The organism is Neisseria sp. P0022.S009 (assembly GCF_051956675.1).
Classification (GTDB): Bacteria; Pseudomonadota; Gammaproteobacteria; order Burkholderiales; family Neisseriaceae; genus Neisseria.
Genome location: NZ_JBQCXE010000005.1, coordinates 78,535 through 103,114, shown reverse-complemented (window position 1 = coordinate 103,114; position 24,580 = coordinate 78,535). Strand labels below are relative to the sequence as shown.

The window sequence follows — 24,580 nt, the reverse complement described above, 5'->3', positions numbered from 1 at the left end:
CTGAAATGCAATACACCATCCGCCCTGCCCTGCGCCAAGACTTGCCCGCCATCGTCGATATTTACAACAGCACCGTGGCCACGCGCCAATCCACGGCCGATTTGTCGCCGACCACGGTTGCCGAACGCGAAATGTGGTTTGCCGCACACACGGACAAACGCCCGATCTACGCCCTTTACGATACCGACGGCACCGTATTGGCCTGGGGCAGTTTCAGCGACTACCATCCGCGCTACGCCTACCATATCAGCGCAGAAGTCAGCGTTTATGTCCGCCACGATATGCGCGGCGCAGGCGTGGGCAAAATCCTGTTGCGGCACATGCTCGAACGCGCGCCGTCCTTAGGCATCCGCAACGTCATCGCGCTTGTGTTCGGCCACAACTATCCGAGCCTGAACCTATTTCACCGTTTCGGATTTGAAGAATGGGGGCGGCTGCCACAAGTCTGCGATTTGGAAACCATGTTGGCAGACGTGGTGATTTTGGGTAAAAGGATTGTGGATTGATTACGGCAAAGGCCGTCTGAAAACTGAATTCAGACGGCCTTTTGACGGCAAAACCTTTATTGCGGTTTCTTCGCCAGCATGGTAACGAATTTAAACTGAATCGGATTGCCGAATTCGTCTTTCGCGTGCATCGAGCCCAGCTCTTCCTTGTATTCCACCAATTCCCAATCCTTATAGTATTCACGCAGCTCGCCCTCGCCAAACTTGAACGGGAACGGCATCGGGCAAGGGAAATCTTCCGTATCCATCGCAGAAACGATCAGATTATAGCCGCCTGGGTTGGTGTGTTCCTTCATATTGGCAATCACGTCAGGAACGTAACGCGGCATCAGGAACATAAACACCACGGTCGCCACCATATAATCAAAGTTTTCCTGAATATTGGCGGCGTTGAGGTCGTATTCAAACGCGCGGACATTCAACTCTTCAATACGCGCCAGCTCTTCCACGTTTTGAACCGCATGGGGATTATTATCGACAGCGGTAACGTCAAAACCTTTCAAACCCAGATACAGCGCATTGCGGCCCTGGCCGCAGCCCATATCCAAAACCTTGCCGACGGGCACGATGCCTTCGGCGGCGCGGACGGCCGAATGCGTCGCGCTCATGCCGTATTTCTTATTGAAATAGTCCGCCGCCTCGCAGTAAAACGACAGTTGGATTTCCGTGTCTTGCGTTTGCGGCGCAATAAAGTGCCATGCTTGCGGATGGATAATCCAATCGCCGCTCTCAGGCGTCAGCTCGTGCGTAGCCGTAATATTGCCCGATTCGTCCAATTCATTGAAGTTCAAACGGCCTTGGAGAACATTGAGGCAGCCCCAAGTACCGGCGGCGGTATTGTGTTTGGACAACAAGGCTTCGGGAATCTCGTCCGCCGTCCACACCGGCATCTGTTTGTAACAAAACAATTCTTGCTGTTCGCTCATCATATTTCCTTTCTATTTTGACGGTTTCAACACAGCTTCTGCCAAGGCTTTCTGAATGGCAATCACACTCTTGTCGCTTTTAAACTGCAAGGTTTCGGTTGGCGCTTCGCTGGAAGAAACCCAAATCTTCAGCTCGGCATCCAAATCGAAATGACCCGAGGTTTCCACCGAAAAGCGTGACACGGAACGGTATGGAATCGAACGGTAAGACACTTTCTTACCGGTCAAACCCTGTTTGTCCACCAACACCAGCCGATATTCGGTAAACACAATCAAATCGCGCACCAGGCTGAATGCCATTTTTACCTGTTCGCCATCAATCAGGATATTCGCCAAATCGCGTTCCACCGCATCGGCGTCTTTTTGTGAAGCATTGCCCAAAAGGCCGCTGAACAATCCCATATCTGCCTGCTTTCTATACGAGTGATAAAGTGCAGGGTATTTTACACGCGCAAACTGTATTTGCCGATATTTCAGACGGCCTTATGTTATGATACCGCCTTATTCGACAAAGACATGCCCATGGATAAACCCGTTTACCTCTACACAGACGGCGCATGCAAAGGCAACCCCGGCGCAGGCGGCTGGGGGGTATTTATGCGCTACGGCACACACGAAAAAGAATTGTTCGGCGGCGAAGCCGAAACCACCAACAACCGCATGGAGCTGACTGCCGTCATCGAAGGCCTGAAATCCTTAAAACGTCGCTGCCAAGTCGTCATCTGCACCGACTCGCAATACGTCAAAAACGGCATGGAAAGCTGGATACACGGTTGGAAAAAAAACGGTTGGAAAACCGCCGCTAAAAAACCGGTCAAAAACGACGATTTATGGAAAGAGCTGGATAGTTTGGTTCAACAGCACGATGTCCGCTGGACTTGGGTAAAAGGCCATGCCGGACATCCAGAAAACGAAAAAGCCGACGAGCTTGCCAACCGAGGCGCAGCAAAATTTTTATAACACTTCACCCATGACTGTACTCAAATATCTCAAACCATTCTTTTGGATTGCTATCATTGCATTGATTTATGTGACGCCAAAAGCACTTATGTTCGCCTATTCGCCCTTTCATGATGTCAATGATTATTTTAACTTTGGATTGTGCGATCACATTGAGAGTGCAGAAGAATGTGACGACTTAATCACGCCCTCCTATTTATTTTGGTGGTTTATACCCAAACCGTGGCTTTTCGCATTCATATCTCTGACTGCCATTTACCTTGTTCTAAAAATCCTGATTGAAATCATCCGATTCCTATTCAGACTGAGAAAGAAAAAACCATGACCTGTCCCATCTGCACTGCCGACAACGAAGACATTTTGCTGCAAACGCCCAATCTGCGCGTTATCGCCGTCCACAACGAAGCCGGCGCACCGGCATTCTGCCGCGTGATTTGGAATAACCATGTTTCCGAGATGACCGACCTTTCTCCTGCCGAGCGCAACGAAATCATGGAAATGGTGTATCAGGTCGAAGCCGCAATGCGCCAAGTTTTCCGCCCGGCCAAAATCAATTTGGCCAGCCTCGGCAATGTTGTGCCTCACTTGCATTGGCATGTCATCGCCCGCTTTGAAAACGACGCCAACTTCCCCGCGCCGATTTGGGCCGCGCCCGTCCGCGAACACGGCATGACCCTGCCCGAAAATTGGCCGCAACAAATCAAAAACTTAATCGCTTAAACTTTCAGACGGCCTGTAAGGTCCGACACGCCAAGCTTTAGGCCGTCTGAACATATAACGAAAGGAAAACCTCAATGACTTCCACCACGCGCCGCCATTTCCTGCGCACCTGCTCTGCCGCGGCAGGCGCAGGGTTGTTGCAAGCCTGCGGTACAGGCACGACCACCACGCCGCAAACCAAAACCACTTCCACCACCGCGAAAGCCCAAACCGTGCAACCTAAGCAACCCCATCCGCCACGTTCCGGCGACAACCTCCTGCGCGTTGTTGCGCCGTCAGGCTTCGCCGAAGACCCCAACCGCGTAACCACCGGCCTGACCCGCCTCTACAACGCAGGCTTTACCGTAACCAACCAACAAGCAGGCAGCCGCCGTTACCAACGCTTTGCCGGCAGCGACGCCCAACGCGCCGCCGACTTCCAAGACGTTGCCAGCGGCCGTGTTGAAACACCCAAAGTCCTCATGGGCCTACGCGGCGGCTATGGCGCGGCACGCATCCTGCCACAAATCGACTTCGCCTCACTCGGTGCCAGAATGCGCGAACGCGGCACATTGTTCTTCGGTTTCAGCGACGTTTGCGCCGTCCAACTCGCCCTGTTGGCCAAAGGCAATATGATGAGCTTTGCAGGCCCGATGGTGTACAGCGAATTCGGCAAAGCAGACCCCAGCGTCTTTACCATGGATTCCTTCATCCGCGGCACGACCAACAACGTCAACATCGTTGATGTCCCAACCATTCAACGCGCCGATGTCAACGTCGAAGGCACATTGTGGGGCGGCAACCTCAGCGTTCTCGCTTCCCTCGCCGGTACGCCCTACATGCCCGACATTCAAGGCGGCATCCTCTTTATCGAAGACGTCAGCGAGCAGCCTTACCGCATCGAGCGTATGCTCAATACACTTTATCTGTCAGGTGTTTTGCAAAAACAACGCGCCATCATCTTCGGCGATTTCCGCATGGGCACCATCCGCGACGCGTACGATTCCAGCTACGACTTCTCCGCCGTCGTCAACCACATTTCGCGCACCGCCAAGATTCCTGTGTTGACCGGTTTCCCATTCGGCCACATCACCAACAAAACCACTTTCCCGTTGGGCGCGCATGCCAAAGTCCGCAGTACCGGCAACGGCGGTTATTCCGTCACCTTCAGCGGCTACCCGACGCTGAATCCGTCCGCGCTGACACTCGACAACCTGCTGCCGCCTCCCGTGCCGACTTACGACAACACCATCTACCGCGACAGCATCACTGAAGAAGTGACCGAATAAGGCTTGTTCAAATCAAAAGGCCGTCTGAAACTGGGTTTCAGACGGCCTTTTTATATCTTCATCTTAACCGTAACGTCGTTGGAAATCTTTCATAAATTCGGCCAACGCGTTCACACCTTCAAGCGGCATCGCATTGTAAATGCTGGCGCGCATACCACCGACGGTTTTATAACCCTTGAGCAGGCACAAGCCCTGCAACTCGGCTTCCAACACAAAGCGGCGGTCCAAGTCTTCGCTTGCAGTTTTGAAGACCACGTTCATTTTGGAACGCGCATCAGGATGAATATCGTTGATGTAAAAACCGCTGCTGCCGTCTATCGCCTCATACAAGGTTTGCGCCTTCATTCGATTGACCGCTTCAATTTTTTTCACACCTCCCTGCGTTTGTAGCCAGCGGAACACCAAGCCCGACATATAAATCGCATAGGTGGACGGCGTGTTGTACATACCGTCGCGGTTGATGTGCGAACGGTAGTTGAACACATCGGGAATATCGTTCGGACAACGCTCCAGCAAATCCTCGCGGATAATGACCACGGTCGCACCGGCAGGACCGATATTTTTTTGTGCGCCGGCATAAATCAGGCCGTAATCGGACACATCAAACTCACGCGACAAAATCTCGCTGGACATATCGCACACCAGCGGCGGCAGGCCGTCTGAAAGTTTGGGGACGTTTTGATACTGCAAGCCGTTTACGGTTTCATTAATCGCAAAATGAACAAACGCAGAATTCGGGTTGACATCCCAATCCTCAACCGCAGGCAGGTTTTTATAGGCATATTGCTCGCCGCCATGCGCAGCCAAACGGATTTCGGCATTGCTCAAACGGCTCATCTGTTCATAGGCAATACGGCTCCAGTTGCCCGTTACCACCGCGTCGGCAGTCGCAAAACCGTGCGCCAAATTCATGGCCACCATATTGAATTGCGTGGTCGCACCGCCCTGTAAAAACAGGATTTTATAGTTGGACGGAATATTCAAAAGCTGGCGCAAGTCTTGTTCGGCATGATGCAGAATACTCAAAAACATATCCGAACGGTGGCTCATCGCCATCACGGGGAAACCCGTACCGTTGTAGTCGAGCATTTCCTGTTGCGCGGTACGCAATACGGCTTCCGGCAATACGGCAGGACCTGCGGAAAAATTATAAATCGGGTGTACGGACATAGCGGCCATCTTTCTTATTCGGAGGGTATGAAGAAATTGTAGAACCGCCTTGCACATTGTGCAAGCATGAAAAATCAGGAAATCCAAGGCCGTCTGAAAACAAAGCAATACCAATTCTTTGTTTTCCAAAATAATTTCAGAAACACCATATCAAAACTTGTCAACAATTCCCTTTTCAGACGGCCTCACCCCTCCCCTTTACATTTAAGCAATCACTTCAAAAAATCCACGCCAAATCAACGCTTTTCTTTTATCTGGAAAACAGTTATAATAGGCCAATTTTTCAAATCACACGAAAAATGGCCGCGCGGCCATTTTTTTGTTTATGTACTTCTGGAGAAGCATGGATATTCAAAGCATTCTTGATAAAACCCTGCCCGGCTTGGGCTACGAGCTGGTCGATTTCGAACTGACCGCGCAAGGCGATTTGCGCATTTTTATTGATAAAGAAGGCGGCATCACCGTCGAAGACTGCGCCACTGTCAGCAACCATCTGAGCCGCGTGTTCATGGTTGAAGACATCGACTACAGACGCTTGGAAATCTCCAGCCCGGGCCTTGACCGGCCGTTGAAAAAAGCCGCCGACTTCGTGCGCTTTACCGGCCAGAACGCCAAAATCAAAACACGCCTGCCGATTGATGGTCAGAAAAACTTCATCGGCCGCATCGAATCTTGCGAAAACGACATTGTTACCGTCTCTTTCGACGGCAAAACTGCCCAAATCGAATTGAGCAACATCGACAAAGCCCGTTTGCGCCCCGAATTTAAATTTTAAAAACCGATTACTTGGAGATTCTAGAAAATGAGTCGCGAAATGTTACAGCTGGCCGAAGCGCTGGCAAGTGAAAAAAACGTTGAAACGGAAGTCGTATTCAAAGCCCTTGAATTCGCCCTCTCTACTGCCGCCAAGAAAAAAGCCGACCGCGAGCACATGGACGTGCGCGTCGAAATCGACCGCGATACCGGCGAATACCAAACCTTCCGCCGCTGGCTGATTGTTGCCGATGAAGACTACACCTACCCCGACGTAGAAAAAACCATCGAGGAAATCCAAGAAGAAATCCCCGGCACCACCATCCAAATCGGCGAATACTACGAAGAGCAGCTGCCAAACGAAGGCTTCGGCCGCCAAGCAGCGCAAACCGCCAAACAAATCATCCTGCAACGCATCCGTGATGCGGAGCGCGAGCAAAACCTGAACGAATTCCTCGCTTCTAAAGAAGACATTGTTTCCGGCACCGTAAAACGCGTCGAGCGCCACGGCATCATCGTTGAAGTCGTCGCGGGCAAACTTGACGCCCTGATTCCGCGCGAAGAAATGATTCCGCGCGAAAACTTCCGCAGCGGCGACCGCATCCGCGCCCTCTTCCTGCGTGTGGACGAAATTGGCAATACCGGCCGCAAACAAGTCATTTTGAGCCGTACCAGCGGCGACTTCTTGGCCAAACTCTACGCCAACGAAGTGCCTGAAATTGCAGACGGCCTGTTGGAAATCCGCGAAGTAGCACGCGACCCAGGCCAACGCGCCAAAGTTGCCGTTAAAGCCAACGACCAACGCATCGACCCGCAAGGTACTTGTATCGGCGTGCGCGGTTCGCGTGTCAACGCCGTGAGCAACGAATTGTCCGGCGAACGCATCGACATCGTATTGTGGTCTCCCGAGCCTGCCCAATTCGTGATGAACGCGCTGTCTCCTGCCGAAGTAAGCCGCATCGTGATTGACGAAGACAAACACGCCGTTGACGTGATTGTTGATGAAAACCAACTGGCGCTGGCCATCGGCCGCGGTGGTCAAAACGTCCGCCTGGCTTCCATCCTGACCGGCTGGCAGCTGAACATCATGACCGTTGAAGAAGCCGACGAGCGCAATGCCGCCGAAGATGCCGTTATCCGCAACCTCTTCACTACCCACTTGAACATCGACGACGAAACCGCCGATATTTTGGTTGAAGAAGGTTTTGCCACATTGGAAGAAGTGGCTTACGTTCCGGCGGCAGAATTGCTCGCCATCGAAGGCTTTGACGAAGAAATCGTTGAAACCCTGCGCAACCGCGCACGCGACGCCATCCTGACCATGACCATCGCGGCAGAAGAAAAACTGGGCGAAGTGTCTGAAGACATGCGCAATCTGGACGGCGTAGATTCCGATATGTTGCGCAAGCTTGCCGAAGCAGGCGTGACCCAACGCGACGATCTGGCCGAATTGTCTGTTGACGAATTGGTCGAAATTACCGGTGTTGACGAAGAAGAAGCCAAAAAAGTGATTTTGGCTGCACGCGAACACTGGTTTACTGAAGAAAATAACTAAGGGGGTACTGAATGAGTAATACAACCGTAGCGCAATTTGCCGCCGAACTAAACCGCCCCGTCGATGATTTGCTTAAACAATTGAAAGAAGCCGGGGTCAATAAGAACAGCGGTAATGACAGCCTGACCACTGACGACAAACAACTGTTGACTGCTTACCTGCAAAAGAAAAACGGCAGCAACAGCGGCACCATCAGCATCCGCCGCAAAAAAACCGAAGTCAGCACCGTTGACGGCGTAAAAGTGGAAACACGCCGCCGCAGCCGTGCCGTTACCATTCCTTCTTCCGAAGAATTGGCAGCAGAAGCCAAAGCCAAAGTAGCGGCTGAAAACCAAAAAGCCGAAGCAGAAAAAGCAGCCGCAAAAGCTGCCGAAGAAAAAGCCAAAGCTGAAGCAGAAGCAGCCGCAAAAGCCGAAGCCCGCGCCAAAGCAGAGGCCGAAGCAGCCAGACTGAAAGCAGCCAAAGCCGCACCAAAAGCAGAAAGCAAGCCTGCCGAAGCCAAAAAAGAAGAAGCCAAACCGGTTGAAGCCGTAGAAGCTAAGGCAGAAGCAAAAGTTGAAGCCAAAGCAGACAACAAGCCGTCTGAAAAATCCGTTGAAGCTGAAAAACCGGCCGAAGCCAAAAAACCTGCCAAAGCCAAACAAGACAAAGGCGGTAAAGGCAAAGAAGCGAAAAAGGCAGCCAAACCTGCCGCGCCTGCCGTACCGCAACCTGTCGTCAGCGAGGAAGAACAGGCTCAACGCGATGAAGAAGCCCGTCGTGCCGCCGCCCTGCGTGCGCATCAAGAGGCTTTATTGAAAGAAAAACAAGAGCGTCAAGCGCGCCGCGAAGCCATGAAACAACAGGCCGAGCAAGAAGCAAAATCTGCCAAAGAAGCCAAATCCAAATCAGGCGAACGCAACAAACCTGCCGAGAAAACCAAAGCCCCGTCCGGCGAAGGCAAATCCGAACACAACGCGCGCAATAAAAAAGACGACCGCCGCGATCGTGACGAAGAGAACCAAGGCCGCAACGCCAAAGGCAAAGGCGGTAAAGGCGGCCGTGACCGTAACAATGCGCGCAACGGCGACGACGAGCGTGTACGCAGCGGTAAAAAAGGCAAGAAACTCAAACTCGAGCCGAACCAACACGCCTTCCAAGCACCGACCGAACCTGTCGTACACGAAGTCTTGGTTCCCGAAACCATTACCGTTGCCGATTTGGCGCACAAAATGGCCGTTAAAGGCGTTGAAGTGGTCAAAGCCCTGATGAAAATGGGCATGATGGTCACCATCAACCAATCCATCGACCAAGACACCGCCCTGATTGTGGTGGAAGAGCTCGGCCACATCGGCAAACCTGCCGCCGCCGATGATCCCGAAGCATTCTTGGATGAAGGCGTGGAAGCTGTGGAAGCCGAAGCATTGCCGCGTCCGCCGGTCGTTACCGTGATGGGTCACGTCGACCACGGTAAAACCTCCCTGCTGGACTACATCCGCCGCGCCAAAGTGGTACAAGGCGAAGCGGGCGGCATTACCCAACACATCGGCGCATACCATGTTGAAACCCCGCGCGGCGTGATTACCTTCTTGGATACTCCGGGTCACGAAGCGTTTACCGCCATGCGTGCGCGCGGTGCAAAAGCAACCGACATCGTGATTCTTGTGGTTGCCGCCGACGACGGCGTAATGCCGCAAACCATCGAGGCGATTGCCCACGCCAAAGCAGCAGGCGTACCGATGGTGGTTGCCGTCAACAAAATCGATAAAGAAGCCGCCAATCCAGAGCGCATCCGCCAAGAGTTGACCGCGCACGAAGTCGTGCCGGACGAATGGGGCGGCGATGTACAATTTATCGACGTTTCCGCCAAAAAAGGCATCAATATCGACGCCTTACTCGAAGCTGTCTTGCTCGAAGCCGAAGTTTTGGAACTGACCGCCCCTGTCGATGCACCAGCCAAGGGCATCATCGTTGAAGCACGTTTGGACAAAGGCCGCGGTGCGGTTGCCACCCTCTTGGTGCAAAGCGGTACGCTGAAAAAAGGCGATATGCTGCTGGCCGGTACTGCATTCGGTAAAATCCGTGCAATGGTTGACGAAAACGGCAAAGCCATCAATGAAGCCGGTCCGTCTATCCCTGTCGAAATCCTCGGCTTGTCTGACGTACCGAATGCAGGTGAAGATGCAATGGTATTGGCCGACGAGAAAAAAGCGCGCGAAATCGCCCTCTTCCGTCAAGGCAAATACCGCGACGTGCGTTTGGCCAAACAACAGGCCGCAAAACTGGAAAACATGTTCAACAATATGGGCGAAAACCAAGCCCAATCCTTGTCTGTCATCATCAAAGCAGACGTACAAGGTTCTTACGAAGCTTTGGCGGGCAGCCTGAAAAAACTGTCCACCGACGAAGTGAAAGTGAACGTGTTGCACAGCGGCGTGGGTGGCATTACCGAATCGGATGTCAACTTGGCCATCGCTTCCGGCGCATTCATCATCGGCTTTAACGTCCGTGCAGATGCTTCCGCACGCAAACTGGCTGAAAATGAAAACGTGGAAATCCGTTACTACAACATCATTTACGATGCCATCGACGACGTGAAAGCCGCCATGAGCGGTATGCTCTCTCCGGAAGAGAAAGAGCAAGTCACCGGTACGGTCGAAATCCGTCAGGTCATCTCCGTTTCCAAAGTCGGCAATATTGCAGGCTGTATGGTTACCGATGGCGTGGTCAAACGCGATTCCCATGTCCGCCTCATCCGCAACAACGTGGTCATCCATACCGGCGAACTGTCTTCTTTGAAACGCTACAAAGACGACGTCAAAGAAGTCCGCATGGGCTTCGAATGTGGTCTGATGATCAAAGGCTACAACGAGATTATGGAAGGCGACCAACTCGAATGTTTCGACATCGTCGAAGTTGCCCGTACGCTGTAATCAGACAGGCCGTCTGAAAAATCAGAAGCAGGTTTTGCAATGCGAAACCTGCTTCTTTTTTCAGACGGCCTTTTTACACTCTTCATAGTTTGAAACTATAGAAATCAATGTGTGGTATAGAAGGCACAAAACAATCAAACAGGGCAAAACCATTTAGTAAAAGAAGGGACGGCAAACACGGCCCGACAAGGCTCTCTAATTATTGTCATATCTTAATGTTTCTGTTGTTTTTATCAAATTTCGGCACTAGTATATATAGCCTAAACACAATACAAATTAAGCAATACCGGCCATATGCCGGATACGTTTACTTCCTTGTTACTCTCATCAATATCTAAAGAAAATATCATGACAACCGAAAAAGCAACCCGCATCCGCAATGCGCAATTTGAATTACGACATGCAGAGCAATTACAACTTTCCCCCTTTGCTCAAACAACCACAGGCACACCCGGGGATGACGTTTATTATGTCACCCGCAGCGACGATACAATCATTGAAGACCCAAACGGCGGCGATGATACGGTTTACAGCAACGTCAGCTATACCCTCCCCAACTACGTTGAAAACCTTGTTTTGACCGGTACGGCCAACATCTTCGGCGCAGGCAACAACAGCAACAACATCCTTATCGGCAATGAAGGCCGCAACCGACTCAACAGCGGCCGCGGTGACGACATCGTTTACGGCGGCGGCGGCAACGATTTCATCAACGGCGGCGAAGGCAACGACCGTCTTTTCGGCGAAACAGGCAATGACACCCTCAACGGCGAAGCAGGCAACGATGTGCTTGAAGGTGGCGAAGGCGACGATACCTACCTTTTCTCTGCCAAAAGCGAGCAAGACACCATCATCGACGACCAAGGCCACAACAGCATCCGCTTCCATACCGACCTGAGCCTTAACGATTTAACCGTCGAAGTCCGAAACAACGAAAACGGCGGTCAAGACTGGCTGATCGCCGTGAAAAACAGCAATGCCGTTTTAACCATCCAAAACCAATACACGCAAAACGGTACAACACCGACAGTCTCCCAATTCATCATCGGCACACAAAAACTGGATGTAAACAGCTTTGCTAAATATTTCGATATTTCCCTGACTGAACATACCGAAAGCGGCCGGACCATCGATGGTAGCGACGGCAATGACCACCTGATCGGCACATCAGGCGACGATATTATCGACGGCAAAGCCGGTGCCGACATCATGGAAGGCAGGGACGGCAATGACACTTACTATGTTGATAACGCAAAAGACGTAGTTATCGAACAAGCTAGCGGCGGCGAAGACACCGTATTCAGCAGCATTTCATATACTGCCGCCACCCACGTTGAAAATGTTACCTTGACCGGCACAGCCAATATTTTTGCCGCCGGCAACAACAGCAATAACATCCTGACCGGCAACGAAGGCCGCAACCGCCTCAACAGCGGACGCGGTGATGATACCGTTTACGGCATGGGCGGCAACGACAACCTCAATGGCGGCGACGGCAACGATTATCTGGATGGCGGCGATGGTAACGATGCCATCAATGGCGATGCTGGCGATGATGTTTTGGTGGGCGGCAACGGCAAAGACATCCTGAAAGGCGGCGCCGGAAACGATACCTATATCTACGGCGACAACGATACCATTATCGACAACCAAGGCATCAATACCCTCAAGTTTTCAGACGGCCTGAACAATACCAAGCTCAACTTGAAGACCATTCATAATGACGACGGCAGCCAAAGCTGGGAAATTACTTCGGAGCAAGGTTCAGCCCTGATTCAAAACCAAATCGGCGCAGATGGCAGCATTTCCATCGACCGTTTCCAGTTCAGCGACCAAACCTACACTGCCGCGCAGTTCCAACAGGCCTTCCAAACCCTGAAAGCCGAAACCATCAAATTTGTCGGTACAAACGGCGACGATACCTTGCATGGCGATGCAGGCAACAATGAAATTGACGGCGGCAACGACGGCCGCGACATCCTCTATGGCCACGACGGCGATGACATCTTGCGCGAACACAGCGAAACCTATTACGGCAACGAACCCGCTTCCGACGATAAACTCTACGGCGGCAACGGTAACGACAAACTCTATGCCCATGTAGGCGCAGACTTACTCGACGGCGGCGCAGGCAATGATTATCTGGAAGGCGGCGAACACAACGACACCTATGTTTTCGGAAAAGGTTACGGACACGACACCATTTTCGACTACAACTTCGGTTTCGACAACGAGGCCGGCCTGCATACGCTCAACGCCAACACCGTGAAATTTAGCGGCGACATTACCATTGACGACCTTGAAATTACCGTTGAAAAAGGTTACGACAAAACCGGGATTACCGACCTGCCCGACAGCAACCAATTTGTATCTCCACCCCTGCTGGATGGCGACACTTGGCATATCCGCATCAAAGGCACAGACGATGTTTTGACCATCAAAAACCAAAGCGGTATCTATGGGGCGATTTCCGAGTTTCAGTTTGACGGCAATACCTCATACAGCACGGGCGAGCTGATCAACCACTTCAAACTGTCTATCCCGCACATGATCGGCAACAAAAACATCGTCCAATACACCGGCCAACCCGTTGAAGAACTCAACCGGGATGTGTACAACAACTTCAACCACACCATCCATGCCGATAGCGACAACAGCGATTTAGATTTGTCGCGTTACACTTCTGTTGTCGAATACAGGGGCAACCGCAGCGATGAAACCATTACTTTGGGCCGAGGCATCAACATCGTTGATACGGCCGGCGGCAACGACACCATTACCGATCCTGGTGCCGACAACACCGTCATCATGTTTGGCAGAAACAGCGGCAACGACACCTTTAATCCGTATGGTGGCAGCGATACCCAAGTCCTTTTCAAAGAAGGGCTGACGCTGAAAGATTTACAGTTGAAAACCGGCGATGATTGGGTCTTAACCATCAAAGATACAGGCGAAACCCTGACCATCCATGATATTGCCAACAATAATATCGACAGCTTTGTATTTGAAAGCGGTAAGAGCTACACCGCCGACGAAATCAGCAAAGCACTGATTACTGAAAATACGCAAAACAACGGTATCCTGTAAAACCCAAAGGCCGTCTGAAACCTGAATTCAGACGGCCTCAGTCTTTTGCTGATTTATTTATCTTTCCGCTATATAATTATTCTCATTCAAGTTCACAAGAAAGAATAAAACATGGATGCCTTAAATCTTCTGACCACACGTCGCTCTTCCAAAAAACTGACGGCTCCCGCGCCCAATGCCGAGCAACTGGAACAAATGCTGCAAGCGGCCACACAAGTACCTGATCACGGCAATATGCGCCCTTTCCGCTTTACTGTGATTCAAAGCGAAGCCGGTTTGCAACGTTTCCGCGAGCTTTTGAGCAAGACCGTTACCGAACTCAACTTCGGCGATGACGTCATGAAAAAAGCCGAACGCGTCGGCAACATGGCACCCATGATTATCGGCGTTACATTCGTGCCAAACCGTGAAGTGGCAAAACCCAAACCCGAATGGGAGCAAATGCTGACTGCCGGCTGCGCCGCCTACGCATTGCAACTGGCCGCATCAGCCCAGGGCTTCGACAATGTTTGGATTACAGGCATGTGGGTCAACAGCCCATTGTTGCGCGAAGCGTTTGAGTGTACCGACAAAGACAAAATCATCGGCCTGATGATGATTGGCTCGCCGACAGAAGAAGGCGGCGGCCCGAAAAATACCAACCTGGAATGCTTTACCACTTATTGGTAAAGCCTAAAAACACTCAGGCCGTCTGAAAACCTGATTTAATGGTTTTTCAGACGGCCTTTTTATATCTATTATCGAAGCATCAAGCCGGATTCATAAATGCTTCAATTTCTTCCAAAGAAATATCCGCCGTTGCACCATGACGCGAAGCAACCAACGCGCCCAACGCACAAGCAAAAGTAATGGCTTCTTGAGGAGGCGCATTGTTCAACAATTTGTAAGTCAAACCGCCAAGAAAGCTGTCGCCCGAGCCGACAGTATCCACCACTTTGACACGGAAACCGCAATGGCGGTACACCTCGCCGTCCTTATACAAAACCGCGCCATGGCTGCCCAAAGTCACACACAAGATTTTGACACCGGTCAGCTTAACAAGGTAGCCGATATTTTGTTCGATACTGTGATAAGGAGAGCCGTAAGCCGCAGCCAATTCATACAACTCATCATCATTGAGTTTGACCATATCGGACTGTTTCATGGTCTCCAACAAGCGGTCAATATCGTAATGCGGCTTGCGCAGATTAACGTCAAAAATTTTAAACTTGGCTTCTTTCAATAAAACATCCAGGCTTTTACGCGAAACCTCGTCACGGGTTGCCAAGCTGCCGAAAACGAACGCATCGGATTCCGCCACTCGTTTGATTGCCGCATTATCATTCGAAATCCTGTCCCACGCGCAAGGATAAACAATCTCATAAGACGCACTGCCAGACTTGTCCAAGTGTACTTTTACCAAACTGGTCGCGCATTCTTGGCAAACCTGCAAATAATCAGTATTGACGTTTTTGCTTTGGACCTGGCGCAGCAATTCCTCGCCATCGGCATCATCGCCGCGACGGCTGATGATGGCAGCATCGATACCCAAAGACTGCAAACGGACAGCAACATTCAAGGGGGCGCCACCCAATACCTTTCCGTTTGGAAAATCGTCCCACAGCACTTCGCCGAAACTGGTTACTTTCATTCTTGGCCTTCCTTTTTTGAGGTTGATTGGCAGGGTCTGCACTCCCGACAGATTTTTTGCAAATCATGTACTTGTAGTAAAACTCCAGCATCGGGGGCAAAAGTATTATGTTTTAAAATATTGGGACTGACAAGCAATTAAGGGGACATCAGACAATAAACTTGATTCATCACAAAATTATATTGTTCCTATTTTTTCTTTTTCTTTCACATTTATCCCCTCTGATTTCATCAAAATAAAACATTCTGAAATTTAAATACAAAAGGCCGTCTGAAAACTGATTCAATCAATTTTCAGACGGCCTTTATTGAATTATTGCAGCATTTAAACTACAACTTCTTCTTTTTTCTTCACTTCTTTGGCAATGTTCTCACGGCTCAAGCCAAACATCAGCAAGAGCGGGCTGGCAACCAATACGGAAGAGTAAATACCGAACACAATACCGATGGTCAGCGCCATAGAGAAACCGTGCAAGGCCGCACCGCCGAACACCAGCATCGAAACAACCATTGCCTCGGTCGAACCGTGGGTAATGATGGTACGGCTCATGGTGGCGGTAATCGCGTTGTCGATAACCTCCGGAACAGTATGGCCGCGCATATGCGGTTTGCGGAAGTTTTCGCGAATACGGTCAAACACCACCACAGATTCGTTTACGGAATAACCCAAAACCGCCAAGATACCTGCCAAGACAGTCAATGAGAATTCCCATTGGAAGAAGGCGAAACAGCCGAGAATAATCACGATATCGTGCATATTCGCAATAATCGCGGACACTGCAAAACGCCACTCAAAACGCATGGACAAGTAAATAATGATACCTGCTACCACGAAGCCCAATGCCATCAAACCGTTGGTGACCAATTCTTCGCCGACTTGAGGGCCGATGAATTCGACTTGGCGCAAGGTAACGTCAGGATTGTCTTTTTTCAGCAAATCCATCACTTGGTTGGACAGCTGGGCAGACGTTACGCCTTCTTTGTTCGGCAGGCGGATCATGATGTGTTTGTTCGTACCCAATGCCTGAACCTGTACATCACCCATTTTCAGCGTATCGAGGCGTTCGCGTGTTTTATTCACATCAACGCCCTGCTGATATTGGACTTCCATCACCGTACCGCCGGTAAATTCGACGGAGAAATTCAGGCCTTTGGTTACCAAAAAGAACACGGCGGCGATAAACGTAACCAACGAAATAAAAGTCGTCAGTTTGCCGTAGCTCATAAACGGAATATCGCGTTTGATTTTAAATAATTCCATGTTTTACTCCTTGCCTTCTGCCATTTCAGCTTTCGGCTTCCATACCGAACCGATGGAAATATTTTGCAATTTGCGACGGCGGCCGTACCACAGGTTGACCAAAGCACGGAACACGACCACGGATGAATACATCGAGGTCAGAATACCGATACAGTGTACAACCGCAAAACCGCGTACTGGGCCGGAACCGAATACCAACAAAGCGATACCGGCAATCAGAGAGGTCAAGTTGGAGTCGACAATGGTTGCCCAAGCATGTTGGAAACCGAGGTTGATGGCCTGTTGTGGTGCGACACCGGCACGCAGTTCCTCACGGATACGTTCATTAATCAACACGTTGGAGTCAATCGCCATACCCAAGGTCAAGGCCAAGGCGGCAATACCCGGCAAGGTCAGCGTTGCCTGCATGGCAGACAAAATACCCACCAAAAACAAGATATTGGTACTCAAGGCAATGGTAGAGAAGAAACCCATCAAGCGGTAGTAAATCACCATGAATGCAGCAACAGCGGCGAAGCCCCACAAGGTAGAGTGGAAACCTTTTTCAATGTTTTCTTTACCCAAAGACGGGCCGATGGTACGTTCTTCAACAATCTGCATCGGCGCGGCCAGCGAGCCGGCACGCAGCAACAATGAAGTATCGTTGGCTTCGGCTGTCGTCATGCTGCCGGAAATCTCCACGCGGCCGCCGGTAATGGCGGCACGGATGACAGGCGCGGTAACGACTTCGGATTTACCTTGGTCGATCAACACCATAGCCATACGTTTACCCACATTGGCCGAAGTCAATTCGCCAAAAATACTGCCGCCCGCACTATCCAGGCTCAGGCTGACGGCAGGCGCGCCCATTTGGTCAAAGCTAGGTTGCGCATCGTTGATGTTGTCGCCGGTCAGTTCAACTTGCTTATTGACCAAGATGGTTTCCGGATGATCTCCACCGCTTGACAGCAATTCGTAACCGGTCGGCACATTGCCGTTCAAAGCTTCTTGCAGTTTGATCGGATCATCTTCCACCATGCGCACTTCCAAAGTCGCGGTACGGCCGATAATGTCTTTGGCTTTGGCAGTATCTTGCACGCCCGGCAGCTGTACGACAATGCGGTCAAGGCCGGATTGTTGGATAACCGGTTCGGCTACGCCCAATTCGTTCACACGGTTGTGCAACGTATTGATGTTTTGTTTAACCGCATCAGAACGTACTTTATTGATTGCCTCTTCAGACAAAGTCAGCACGATATTGTTGCCGTCCGGCAGCAGCGTGGCTTCAGGGAACAATTTTTGCAACTGAGGCAAGGCTTTTTGTACATCGGCAGCATCTTGCAAAGGCACGGTCAGACCGTTTTCAGTCTGATGCACCGTGCCGGTACGGATTTTTTCGCGGCGCAATTCGCGGCGGATGTCGCCGGAATAACGTTCAAACGTTTTCTGCATCGCGGCTTTCATGTCCACCTGCATGGTGAAATGCACGCCGCCGCGCAAGTCCAGACCCAGGAACATCGGATTGGCTTTGATTTTCGCCATCCACTCAGGGCTGTCCGCCAAAAGGTTGAGCGCGGTAATATAGCCCTCGCCCAAAGTATTTTCGATAACGTCGCGTGCTTTCAATTGCGTTTCGGTATCTTTGAAACGCACTTTCAGCGAGTTGTCGACGATGAACATACCATCAGTCTGAATACCTGCCTGTTTCAGCGCGGCATCCACTTTAGACTGGGTTTGATCGTTGATCACGATGGCTTGTCGGTTGGTCGATACCTGTACGGCAGGCGTTTCACCGAAAAGGTTGGGCAGCGAGTAAACAGCCGCAACCACAATCGTGAACGCAATCAGCAGGTATTTCCATAAAGGATAACGGTTCATGGTAAACCTTTGCTTTATTTATAAAGGCAAACAGCCGCGCTCGGAAAATGAGGCGGCTTTTTGCAAAAAAACGGATTATTCGGCTTTCGCAGCAATCGCGTTGCGCTCAACTTCCACTTCGATTTTCGCACCTTGACCGATGTCGACAGTGTAGAATTGCTCGCCGACTTTGGTCACGCGGCCTTTGAAACCTGCCGCCAAAACGACTTTATCGCCGACTTTCAAAGCGGCCAACATCGCTTGGTGCGCTTTGAATTTCTTTTGTTGAGGACGCATAATCAGGAAGTAGAACACCACCATGATCAGCACTAAAGGGGCAAATTGAGCCACTGCTTGATTCATAATATATCCGTTCTTTCAAGTTTTAGATTAAGTAAAAAACTGCACACTGCAATCAAACACATTGGTTGGACTGCAAAATTGAGCTATTCTAAAGGCCGTCTGAAAAATTTCCAAGTATTTCCGTATTTATTAACCATATTTAGCAGTCTTTACGACTTGTCCGACACATACTGTTCCATGTTCAAAAAAATCCTTTGGCGCATCAGCACCCGCCTGCGCCGTTTGTTTGGCAAAAACGCCCGCACCGTATGGATTTCGCATCCGATATTCCTACAGCACCAGCCGGGATCCAACCATCCCGACAGGCCCGAACGCATCAGCACCATTCAAACCGCCTTAAAACAAGAAGGCATTTGGCGTCGCCTGCAAACCGCCGAAGCACCGGAAATCAAAGATGCGCAGCTGGCATTGGTCCACTCGCGCAACTATCTGCACGAGTTGGAAGCCGCCCAGCCGCTCCCCGGTAAAATCCACCGTATCGACGACGATACCGTCATCTGCCACGACTCCCTCCAAGCCGCCCGTTTTGCGGCCGGCGCCGTCGTCAAGGCAGTCGATATGGTGATGAACAAAAAGGCCTGGCATGCTTTTTGCGCCATCCGCCCGCCAGGCCACCATGCCCACAGCAACAGCGCCGGCGGCTTTTGCCTGATCAACAACGTTGCCGTCGGCGTGATGCACGCCATTGCCCAATACCGCCTGCAACACATCGCCGTCATCGATTTCGACGTCCACTTCGGCGACGGTACGGCGGAGATTCTCCAAGACGATCCGCGCGTGATGTTTTTCAACCTGTTTGAAACCGACATCTTCCCCTTCCCTCAGGCGGAACAATACGCCGGCAATAAAAATATGCTGCATACGCCCCTCAAACCGGGCACAGGCAGCCGTATCTTCCGAACGACCATCCGCGAACAATGGCTGCCCAAGCTCACGGCCTTCCGCCCCGAGTTGGTGTTGCTTTCGGCAGGTTTTGACGGGCACAAACAAGACGAAACAGGCCGTCTGAACCTGCATGAAGCCGACTTTGCCTGGCTGACGCACAAAATCGTCCAAGCAACGGCAAGCTGTCAGGGACGCGTCGTTTCCGTACTGGAAGGCGGCTATACCTTGGAATCCATGTCCAAATCCGCCGCCGCCCACATCCGCGTATTGGCGGGCTTAAGCAAGGCCGACTACGTCGTCGCCTACCAAAAACATTTGAAGCGCGGCAAAAGTAACAATCCTACACCATAACGCATTCAAACTATTGACCCCAGGCCGTCTGAAAACAGATTATCCATTTCAGACGGCCTTTTTTTTTTCATTTACAAACTTTAATTTGAGCAAAGACAAACCATTTCCATATTATCAGTAGTAAAATAACAAACATAAAACATATCAATAAAAATACTTCACACGCCACACTGCTTCCCTTTCCCTAATTGACCGTCTTTTTCAGACGGCCTCCACTTTAAAAAAGGAGCGTTACAATGAAAGCAGCACGTTTTTATAACAAAGGCGACATCCGCATCGAAGACATTCCAGAGCCAACCGTAGCTCCGGGTACTGTCGGCATCAATGTTGCTTGGTGCGGTATCTGCGGTACCGACTTGCACGAATTCATGGAAGGCCCGATTTTCATTCCGCCTTGCGGCCATCCGCACCCAATCTCCGGCGAGTCTGCGCCTGTAACTATGGGTCACGAGTTCTCCGGCGTGGTTTATGCCGTAGGCGAAGGCGTGGACGACATCAAAGTCGGCCAACACGTTGTCGTTGAGCCCTACATCATCCGCGACGACGTACCGACCGGCGAAGGCAGCAACTACCACCTCTCCAAAGACATGAACTTCATCGGCTTGGGCGGCTGCGGTGGCGGCTTGTCTGAAAAAATCGCCGTCAAACGCCGTTGGGTGCACCCTATTTCCGACAAAATCCCATTAGACCAAGCTGCTTTGATTGAGCCTCTGTCTGTCGGCCACCATGCTTATGTACGCAGTGGCGCGAAAGAAGGCGACGTCGCATTGGTCGGCGGCGCAGGCCCAATCGGTTTGCTGTTGGCTGCCGTATTGAAAGCCAAAGGCATCAAAGTCATCATCACCGAATTGAGCAAAGCGCGTAAAGACAAAGCACGCGAAGCCGGCGTGGCCGACTACATCCTCGACCCGTCCGAAGTCGACGTCGTTGAAGAAGTGAAAAAACTGACCAACGGCGAAGGTGTGGACGTCGCATTCGAATGCACCAGTGTCAACAAAGTGCTGGACACCATGGTCGAAGCCTGCCGTCCGACTGCGAAAGTCGTCATCGTATCCATTTGGAGCCACCCTGCCACCATCAACGTCCACAGCGTCGTGATGAAAGAGCTGGACGTGCGCGGCACCATCGCTTACTGCAACGACCACGCCGAAACCATCAAATTGGTTGAAGAAGGCAAAATCAACCTTGAGCCTTTCATTACCCAACGCATCAAATTGGACGAATTGATTTCCGAAGGCTTCGAGCGCTTGATCCACAACAACGAATCCGCAGTAAAAATCATTGTTAATCCTAATCTTTAATCCCAAGGCTTAAAGAATAAACAGGCCGTCTGAAACTTTTCAGACGGCCTGTGTACTTGATAAATTCCCGAATGGACCAATTCTATGCCGACCATCCACTTATCAAGAGCAAAATTTCATGAATCCAAAATACGCCCCACTCTTTCAAACATACACCCTCAATAACGGCGTAACCATCAAAAACCGCCTTGCCGTCGCCCCCATGACCCATTTCGGCTCACAAGCCGACGGTTTGATCAGCGACCAAGAACGTACCTTCCTCAGCAACCGCGCAGGCGACATGGGCATGTTTATCACTGCCGCCACTTTGGTTCAAAAAGACGGCAAAGCCTTTCACGGCCAACCTGAAGCCACAGGCGAACACTGCCTCGACAGCCTGAAAGAAACCGCACAAATCCTGCGACAACAAGGCGCAAAAGCGATTTTGCAAATTCATCACGGCGGTTCCAAAGCCATTGATGACCTTTTAGACGGTCTCGACAAAATCAGCGCTTCCGCCAACGAAGCCGAACACGCACGCGAAGCGACCGCAGAAGAAATCGAAGCACTCATCGCCTCTTATGCGCAAGCCGCCGATTTGGCGCTTCGTGCCGGTTTTGACGGCGTGGAAATCCACGGCGCAAACGGCTATTTAATCCAACAGTTTTACTCAGCCCAAAGCAACCGCCGCAACGACCAATGGGGCGGCAGCTTGGAAAACAGAATGCGCTTCCCGCTGGCCGTTGTCGATGCCGTGGTTGCCGTCCGCGAAAAACACCAGCGCGACGACTTCATTATCGGCTACCGCTTCTCCCCTGAAGAACCGGGCGATGACGGCTTAACCATGACCGAAACCGGCGCACTGATTGACGCATTGGTGCAAAAACCGCTGCAATATCTGCACGTTTCCCTGTGGGAATTTGATAAAAAAATCCGTCGCGGCGATACCGCCCAAACCCGTATGCAGTTTATCCACGAACGCATCAACGGCAAACTGCCGCTTATCGGCGTGGGCAACCTGTTTACCGCCGACCAAATTTTGGCCGCCTATGAAACCGGCTGGGCAGAATTTATCGCCTTGGGCAAAACCGTGATGATTAATCCGCACATCGCCACACAAATCCGCGAAGGCCGCGAAGCTGAAATCGAAACGCAACTCGACCCGACACGCGCCGACCATTACGGCCTCCCCGACACCTTGTGGGGATTTGCCTCCAGCGGTACGCAATCATGGCTGCCGCCGGTAAAAGGCGCGGAATGGAAACCGATGGATATTTAATCATCGATTCATAAACAAAGGCCGTCTGAAACTTTTCAGACGGCCTTTGTTTTGGTGCAAACATTGAATTATCAAGCATTTTTTTGTACAATTCCGCATCTTTCAATCTATTGCAGGGCGTGTCGCACACGCCCTTATTTTAGCCTGTTTTCCAACACCCATATCCTTCAGGCCGTCTGAAAAAGCGGCCTGAAACTTTTTGCAAAGAAAACCATGTCCCAAGAAATCCTCGACCAAGTGCGCCGCCGCCGCACGTTTGCCATCATCTCCCACCCTGACGCAGGTAAAACCACGCTGACCGAAAAACTGCTGCTGTTTTCAGGTGCGATTCAGAGCGCAGGTACGGTAAAAGGCAAGAAAACCGGCAAATTTGCTACTTCCGACTGGATGGAAATCGAGAAGCAGCGCGGCATTTCCGTCGCTTCATCAGTGATGCAGTTCGACTACAAAGACCACACCGTCAACCTCTTGGACACGCCGGGACACCAAGACTTCTCCGAAGACACCTACCGCGTTTTGACCGCCGTGGACAGCGCCTTGATGGTCATCGACGCGGCCAAAGGCGTGGAAGCGCAAACCATCAAACTCTTGAACGTCTGCCGCCTGCGCAACACGCCGATTGTCACGTTCATGAACAAATACGACCGCGAAGTGCGCGACTCTTTGGAATTACTGGACGAAGTGGAAAACATCCTGCAAATCCGCTGCGCGCCCGTCACTTGGCCGATCGGCATGGGCAAGAACTTCAAAGGCGTGTACCACATCCTGAACGACGAAATCTATCTCTTTGAAGCCGGCGGCGAACGCCTGCCGCACGAGTTCGACATCATCAAAGGCATCGACAATCCTGAATTGGAACAACGCTTTCCGTTGGAAATTCAACAGTTGCGCGACGAAATCGAATTGGTGCAGGCGGCTTCCAACGAGTTCAATCTCGACGAATTCCTCGCCGGCGAACTCACGCCCGTGTTCTTCGGCTCTGCGATTAACAACTTCGGTATTCAGGAAATCCTCAATTCATTGATTGAATGGGCGCCTGCGCCGAAACCGCGCGATGCGACCGTACGCATGGTCGAGCCGGACGAGCCGAAGTTTTCCGGATTTATCTTTAAAATCCAAGCCAATATGGACCCGAAACACCGCGACCGCATCGCCTTCTTGCGCGTCTGCTCCGGTAAATTCGAGCGCGGCATGAAGATGAAACACCTGCGCATCAACCGCGAAATCGCCGCCTCCAGCGTGGTAACCTTCATGTCGCACGACCGCGAGCTGGTGGAAGAAGCCTACGCCGGCGACATCATCGGCATCCCGAACCACGGCAACATCCAAATCGGCGACAGCTTCTCCGAAGGCGAACAACTGGCGTTCACCGGTATCCCATTCTTCGCACCCGAACTGTTCCGCAGCGTCCGCATCAAAAACCCGCTGAAAATCAAGCAACTGCAAAAAGGCCTGCAACAGCTTGGCGAAGAAGGCGCGGTACAGGTCTTCAAACCCATGAGCGGCGCAGATTTGATTTTGGGCGCGGTCGGCGTGTTGCAGTTTGAAGTCGTTACCTCGCGGCTGGCCAACGAATACGGCGTAGAAGCCGTGTTCGACAGCGCATCCATCTGGTCGGCGCGCTGGGTATCGTGCGAAGACAAGAAAAAGCTGGCAGAATTTGAAAAAGCCAACGCAGGCAATCTGGCGATAGACGCAGGCGGCAACCTCGCCTACCTCGCGCCTAACCGCGTCAACTTAAATCTGACGCAGGAACGCTGGCCGGACATCGTGTTCCACGAAACGCGCGAGCATTCGGTTAAACTGTAAAATGCAAAGGCCGTCTGAAACTTTCAGACG

20 protein-coding genes are annotated in these 24,580 nt (G+C 51.4%); 13 read left to right on the top strand and 7 right to left on the bottom strand.

All coding sequences use genetic code 11. From position 1 onward, the window contains the following. Window positions 1–5 precede the first annotated feature (5 nt). Window positions 6–506, top strand: a complete 501-nt coding sequence (locus ACTHUG_RS08220; RefSeq protein WP_070461353.1) for a GNAT family N-acetyltransferase — start codon at window positions 6–8, stop codon at window positions 504–506. Between the two features lie 56 nt (window positions 507–562). Here ACTHUG_RS08220 and tehB read toward each other — a convergent pair whose 3' ends face one another. After that, complete coding sequence (tehB, locus tag ACTHUG_RS08215; RefSeq protein ID WP_440385587.1) at window positions 563–1,432, bottom strand: SAM-dependent methyltransferase TehB; 870 nt, start codon at window positions 1,430–1,432, stop codon at window positions 563–565. Between the two features lie 12 nt (window positions 1,433–1,444). Next, a complete protein-coding gene (locus ACTHUG_RS08210) occupies window positions 1,445–1,834 on the bottom strand; it encodes a PH domain-containing protein (protein WP_049329817.1) in 390 nt (129 codons plus the stop codon). Between the two features lie 120 nt (window positions 1,835–1,954). Here ACTHUG_RS08210 and rnhA point away from each other — a divergent pair, with 120 nt between their 5' ends. The 3 genes from rnhA to ACTHUG_RS08195 all read left to right on the top strand — a co-directional run bounded on the left by rnhA (window position 1,955) and on the right by ACTHUG_RS08195 (window position 4,380). Continuing rightward, window positions 1,955–2,392, top strand: coding sequence for a ribonuclease HI (gene rnhA / locus ACTHUG_RS08205; RefSeq protein WP_049323866.1), 438 nt, complete (start codon window positions 1,955–1,957; stop codon window positions 2,390–2,392). A gap of 321 nt (window positions 2,393–2,713) precedes the next feature. Then, window positions 2,714–3,112 carry an HIT family protein gene (locus ACTHUG_RS08200; protein ID WP_036491586.1) on the top strand — a complete coding sequence of 133 codons (399 nt, stop codon included), beginning with the start codon at window positions 2,714–2,716 and terminating at the stop codon, window positions 3,110–3,112. Between the two features lie 74 nt (window positions 3,113–3,186). Beyond that, complete coding sequence (locus ACTHUG_RS08195) at window positions 3,187–4,380, top strand: LD-carboxypeptidase (RefSeq protein ID WP_440385586.1); 1,194 nt, start codon at window positions 3,187–3,189, stop codon at window positions 4,378–4,380. Window positions 4,381–4,443: 63 nt separating this feature from the next. On the opposite strand, the gene serC is transcribed toward ACTHUG_RS08195, so the two are convergent. Continuing rightward, the gene (serC, locus tag ACTHUG_RS08190; protein WP_440385585.1) at window positions 4,444–5,550 is read right to left on the bottom strand and encodes a phosphoserine transaminase; all 1,107 of its coding nucleotides are present in this window, start codon (window positions 5,548–5,550) and stop codon (window positions 4,444–4,446) included. A gap of 343 nt (window positions 5,551–5,893) precedes the next feature. On the opposite strand from serC, the gene rimP reads away from it, so the two are divergent. The 5 genes from rimP to ACTHUG_RS08165 all read left to right on the top strand — a co-directional run bounded on the left by rimP (window position 5,894) and on the right by ACTHUG_RS08165 (window position 14,526). Next, window positions 5,894–6,325 (top strand): ribosome maturation factor RimP, encoded by a 432-nt coding sequence (rimP, locus tag ACTHUG_RS08185; protein WP_440385584.1) that lies wholly within the window; start codon window positions 5,894–5,896, stop codon window positions 6,323–6,325. A 27-nt stretch (window positions 6,326–6,352) separates the two neighbouring features. Beyond that, on the top strand, window positions 6,353–7,858 hold the full coding sequence (nusA, locus tag ACTHUG_RS08180; RefSeq protein WP_036493524.1) for a transcription termination factor NusA: 1,506 nt from the start codon (window positions 6,353–6,355) through the stop codon (window positions 7,856–7,858). A gap of 11 nt (window positions 7,859–7,869) precedes the next feature. Beyond that, entirely contained in the window at window positions 7,870–10,770 is a 2,901-nt protein-coding gene (gene infB, locus ACTHUG_RS08175) for a translation initiation factor IF-2 (RefSeq protein ID WP_440385583.1), read from the top strand. Between the two features lie 348 nt (window positions 10,771–11,118). Beyond that, window positions 11,119–13,857, top strand: coding sequence for a calcium-binding protein (locus ACTHUG_RS08170; protein WP_440385582.1), 2,739 nt, complete (start codon window positions 11,119–11,121; stop codon window positions 13,855–13,857). 111 nt (window positions 13,858–13,968) lie between these two features. Further along, complete coding sequence (locus ACTHUG_RS08165) at window positions 13,969–14,526, top strand: nitroreductase family protein (protein ID WP_440385581.1); 558 nt, start codon at window positions 13,969–13,971, stop codon at window positions 14,524–14,526. Window positions 14,527–14,605: 79 nt separating this feature from the next. Here ACTHUG_RS08165 and ACTHUG_RS08160 read toward each other — a convergent pair whose 3' ends face one another. From ACTHUG_RS08160 to yajC, 4 genes are all read right to left on the bottom strand, one after another. Continuing rightward, window positions 14,606–15,487 (bottom strand): carbohydrate kinase family protein, encoded by an 882-nt coding sequence (locus ACTHUG_RS08160; RefSeq protein WP_440385580.1) that lies wholly within the window; start codon window positions 15,485–15,487, stop codon window positions 14,606–14,608. Window positions 15,488–15,811: 324 nt separating this feature from the next. Further along, the gene (gene secF, locus ACTHUG_RS08155; RefSeq protein WP_003686183.1) at window positions 15,812–16,747 is read right to left on the bottom strand and encodes a protein translocase subunit SecF; all 936 of its coding nucleotides are present in this window, start codon (window positions 16,745–16,747) and stop codon (window positions 15,812–15,814) included. A 3-nt stretch (window positions 16,748–16,750) separates the two neighbouring features. Further along, entirely contained in the window at window positions 16,751–18,604 is a 1,854-nt protein-coding gene (secD, locus tag ACTHUG_RS08150) for a protein translocase subunit SecD (protein WP_003745673.1), read from the bottom strand. A 75-nt stretch (window positions 18,605–18,679) separates the two neighbouring features. Beyond that, a complete protein-coding gene (gene yajC / locus ACTHUG_RS08145) occupies window positions 18,680–18,946 on the bottom strand; it encodes a preprotein translocase subunit YajC (RefSeq protein WP_003675720.1) in 267 nt (88 codons plus the stop codon). Window positions 18,947–19,123: 177 nt separating this feature from the next. Between yajC and ACTHUG_RS08140 the strand changes: the two genes are divergently transcribed. The 4 genes from ACTHUG_RS08140 to ACTHUG_RS08125 all read left to right on the top strand — a co-directional run bounded on the left by ACTHUG_RS08140 (window position 19,124) and on the right by ACTHUG_RS08125 (window position 24,550). Then, window positions 19,124–20,182, top strand: a complete 1,059-nt coding sequence (locus tag ACTHUG_RS08140) for a histone deacetylase family protein (RefSeq protein ID WP_440385579.1) — start codon at window positions 19,124–19,126, stop codon at window positions 20,180–20,182. A gap of 236 nt (window positions 20,183–20,418) precedes the next feature. After that, the gene (locus ACTHUG_RS08135; protein WP_003745670.1) at window positions 20,419–21,483 is read left to right on the top strand and encodes a 2,3-butanediol dehydrogenase; all 1,065 of its coding nucleotides are present in this window, start codon (window positions 20,419–20,421) and stop codon (window positions 21,481–21,483) included. Between the two features lie 118 nt (window positions 21,484–21,601). After that, window positions 21,602–22,741: an NADH-dependent flavin oxidoreductase gene (locus ACTHUG_RS08130; RefSeq protein ID WP_440385578.1), complete on the top strand. Its 1,140-nt coding sequence runs from the start codon at window positions 21,602–21,604 to the stop codon at window positions 22,739–22,741. A 213-nt stretch (window positions 22,742–22,954) separates the two neighbouring features. Next, window positions 22,955–24,550, top strand: coding sequence for a peptide chain release factor 3 (locus ACTHUG_RS08125; protein ID WP_070588308.1), 1,596 nt, complete (start codon window positions 22,955–22,957; stop codon window positions 24,548–24,550). The last annotated feature ends 30 nt before the right edge of the window (window positions 24,551–24,580 follow it).

What these genes read in the sequence shown, in the direction of transcription:
- ACTHUG_RS08220 (WP_070461353.1), top strand. Translation starts at nt 6, where the DNA reads ATGCAATACACCATCCGCCCTGCCCTGCGCCAAGACTTGCCCGCCATC.
- tehB (WP_440385587.1), bottom strand. Translation starts at nt 1,432, where the DNA reads ATGAGCGAACAGCAAGAATTGTTTTGTTACAAACAGATGCCGGTGTGG.
- ACTHUG_RS08210 (WP_049329817.1), bottom strand. Translation starts at nt 1,834, where the DNA reads ATGGGATTGTTCAGCGGCCTTTTGGGCAATGCTTCACAAAAAGACGCC.
- rnhA (WP_049323866.1), top strand. Translation starts at nt 1,955, where the DNA reads ATGGATAAACCCGTTTACCTCTACACAGACGGCGCATGCAAAGGCAAC.
- ACTHUG_RS08200 (WP_036491586.1), top strand. Translation starts at nt 2,714, where the DNA reads ATGACCTGTCCCATCTGCACTGCCGACAACGAAGACATTTTGCTGCAA.
- ACTHUG_RS08195 (WP_440385586.1), top strand. Translation starts at nt 3,187, where the DNA reads ATGACTTCCACCACGCGCCGCCATTTCCTGCGCACCTGCTCTGCCGCG.
- serC (WP_440385585.1), bottom strand. Translation starts at nt 5,550, where the DNA reads ATGTCCGTACACCCGATTTATAATTTTTCCGCAGGTCCTGCCGTATTG.
- rimP (WP_440385584.1), top strand. Translation starts at nt 5,894, where the DNA reads ATGGATATTCAAAGCATTCTTGATAAAACCCTGCCCGGCTTGGGCTAC.
- nusA (WP_036493524.1), top strand. Translation starts at nt 6,353, where the DNA reads ATGAGTCGCGAAATGTTACAGCTGGCCGAAGCGCTGGCAAGTGAAAAA.
- infB (WP_440385583.1), top strand. Translation starts at nt 7,870, where the DNA reads ATGAGTAATACAACCGTAGCGCAATTTGCCGCCGAACTAAACCGCCCC.
- ACTHUG_RS08170 (WP_440385582.1), top strand. Translation starts at nt 11,119, where the DNA reads ATGACAACCGAAAAAGCAACCCGCATCCGCAATGCGCAATTTGAATTA.
- ACTHUG_RS08165 (WP_440385581.1), top strand. Translation starts at nt 13,969, where the DNA reads ATGGATGCCTTAAATCTTCTGACCACACGTCGCTCTTCCAAAAAACTG.
- ACTHUG_RS08160 (WP_440385580.1), bottom strand. Translation starts at nt 15,487, where the DNA reads ATGAAAGTAACCAGTTTCGGCGAAGTGCTGTGGGACGATTTTCCAAAC.
- secF (WP_003686183.1), bottom strand. Translation starts at nt 16,747, where the DNA reads ATGGAATTATTTAAAATCAAACGCGATATTCCGTTTATGAGCTACGGC.
- secD (WP_003745673.1), bottom strand. Translation starts at nt 18,604, where the DNA reads ATGAACCGTTATCCTTTATGGAAATACCTGCTGATTGCGTTCACGATT.
- yajC (WP_003675720.1), bottom strand. Translation starts at nt 18,946, where the DNA reads ATGAATCAAGCAGTGGCTCAATTTGCCCCTTTAGTGCTGATCATGGTG.
- ACTHUG_RS08140 (WP_440385579.1), top strand. Translation starts at nt 19,124, where the DNA reads ATGTTCAAAAAAATCCTTTGGCGCATCAGCACCCGCCTGCGCCGTTTG.
- ACTHUG_RS08135 (WP_003745670.1), top strand. Translation starts at nt 20,419, where the DNA reads ATGAAAGCAGCACGTTTTTATAACAAAGGCGACATCCGCATCGAAGAC.
- ACTHUG_RS08130 (WP_440385578.1), top strand. Translation starts at nt 21,602, where the DNA reads ATGAATCCAAAATACGCCCCACTCTTTCAAACATACACCCTCAATAAC.
- ACTHUG_RS08125 (WP_070588308.1), top strand. Translation starts at nt 22,955, where the DNA reads ATGTCCCAAGAAATCCTCGACCAAGTGCGCCGCCGCCGCACGTTTGCC.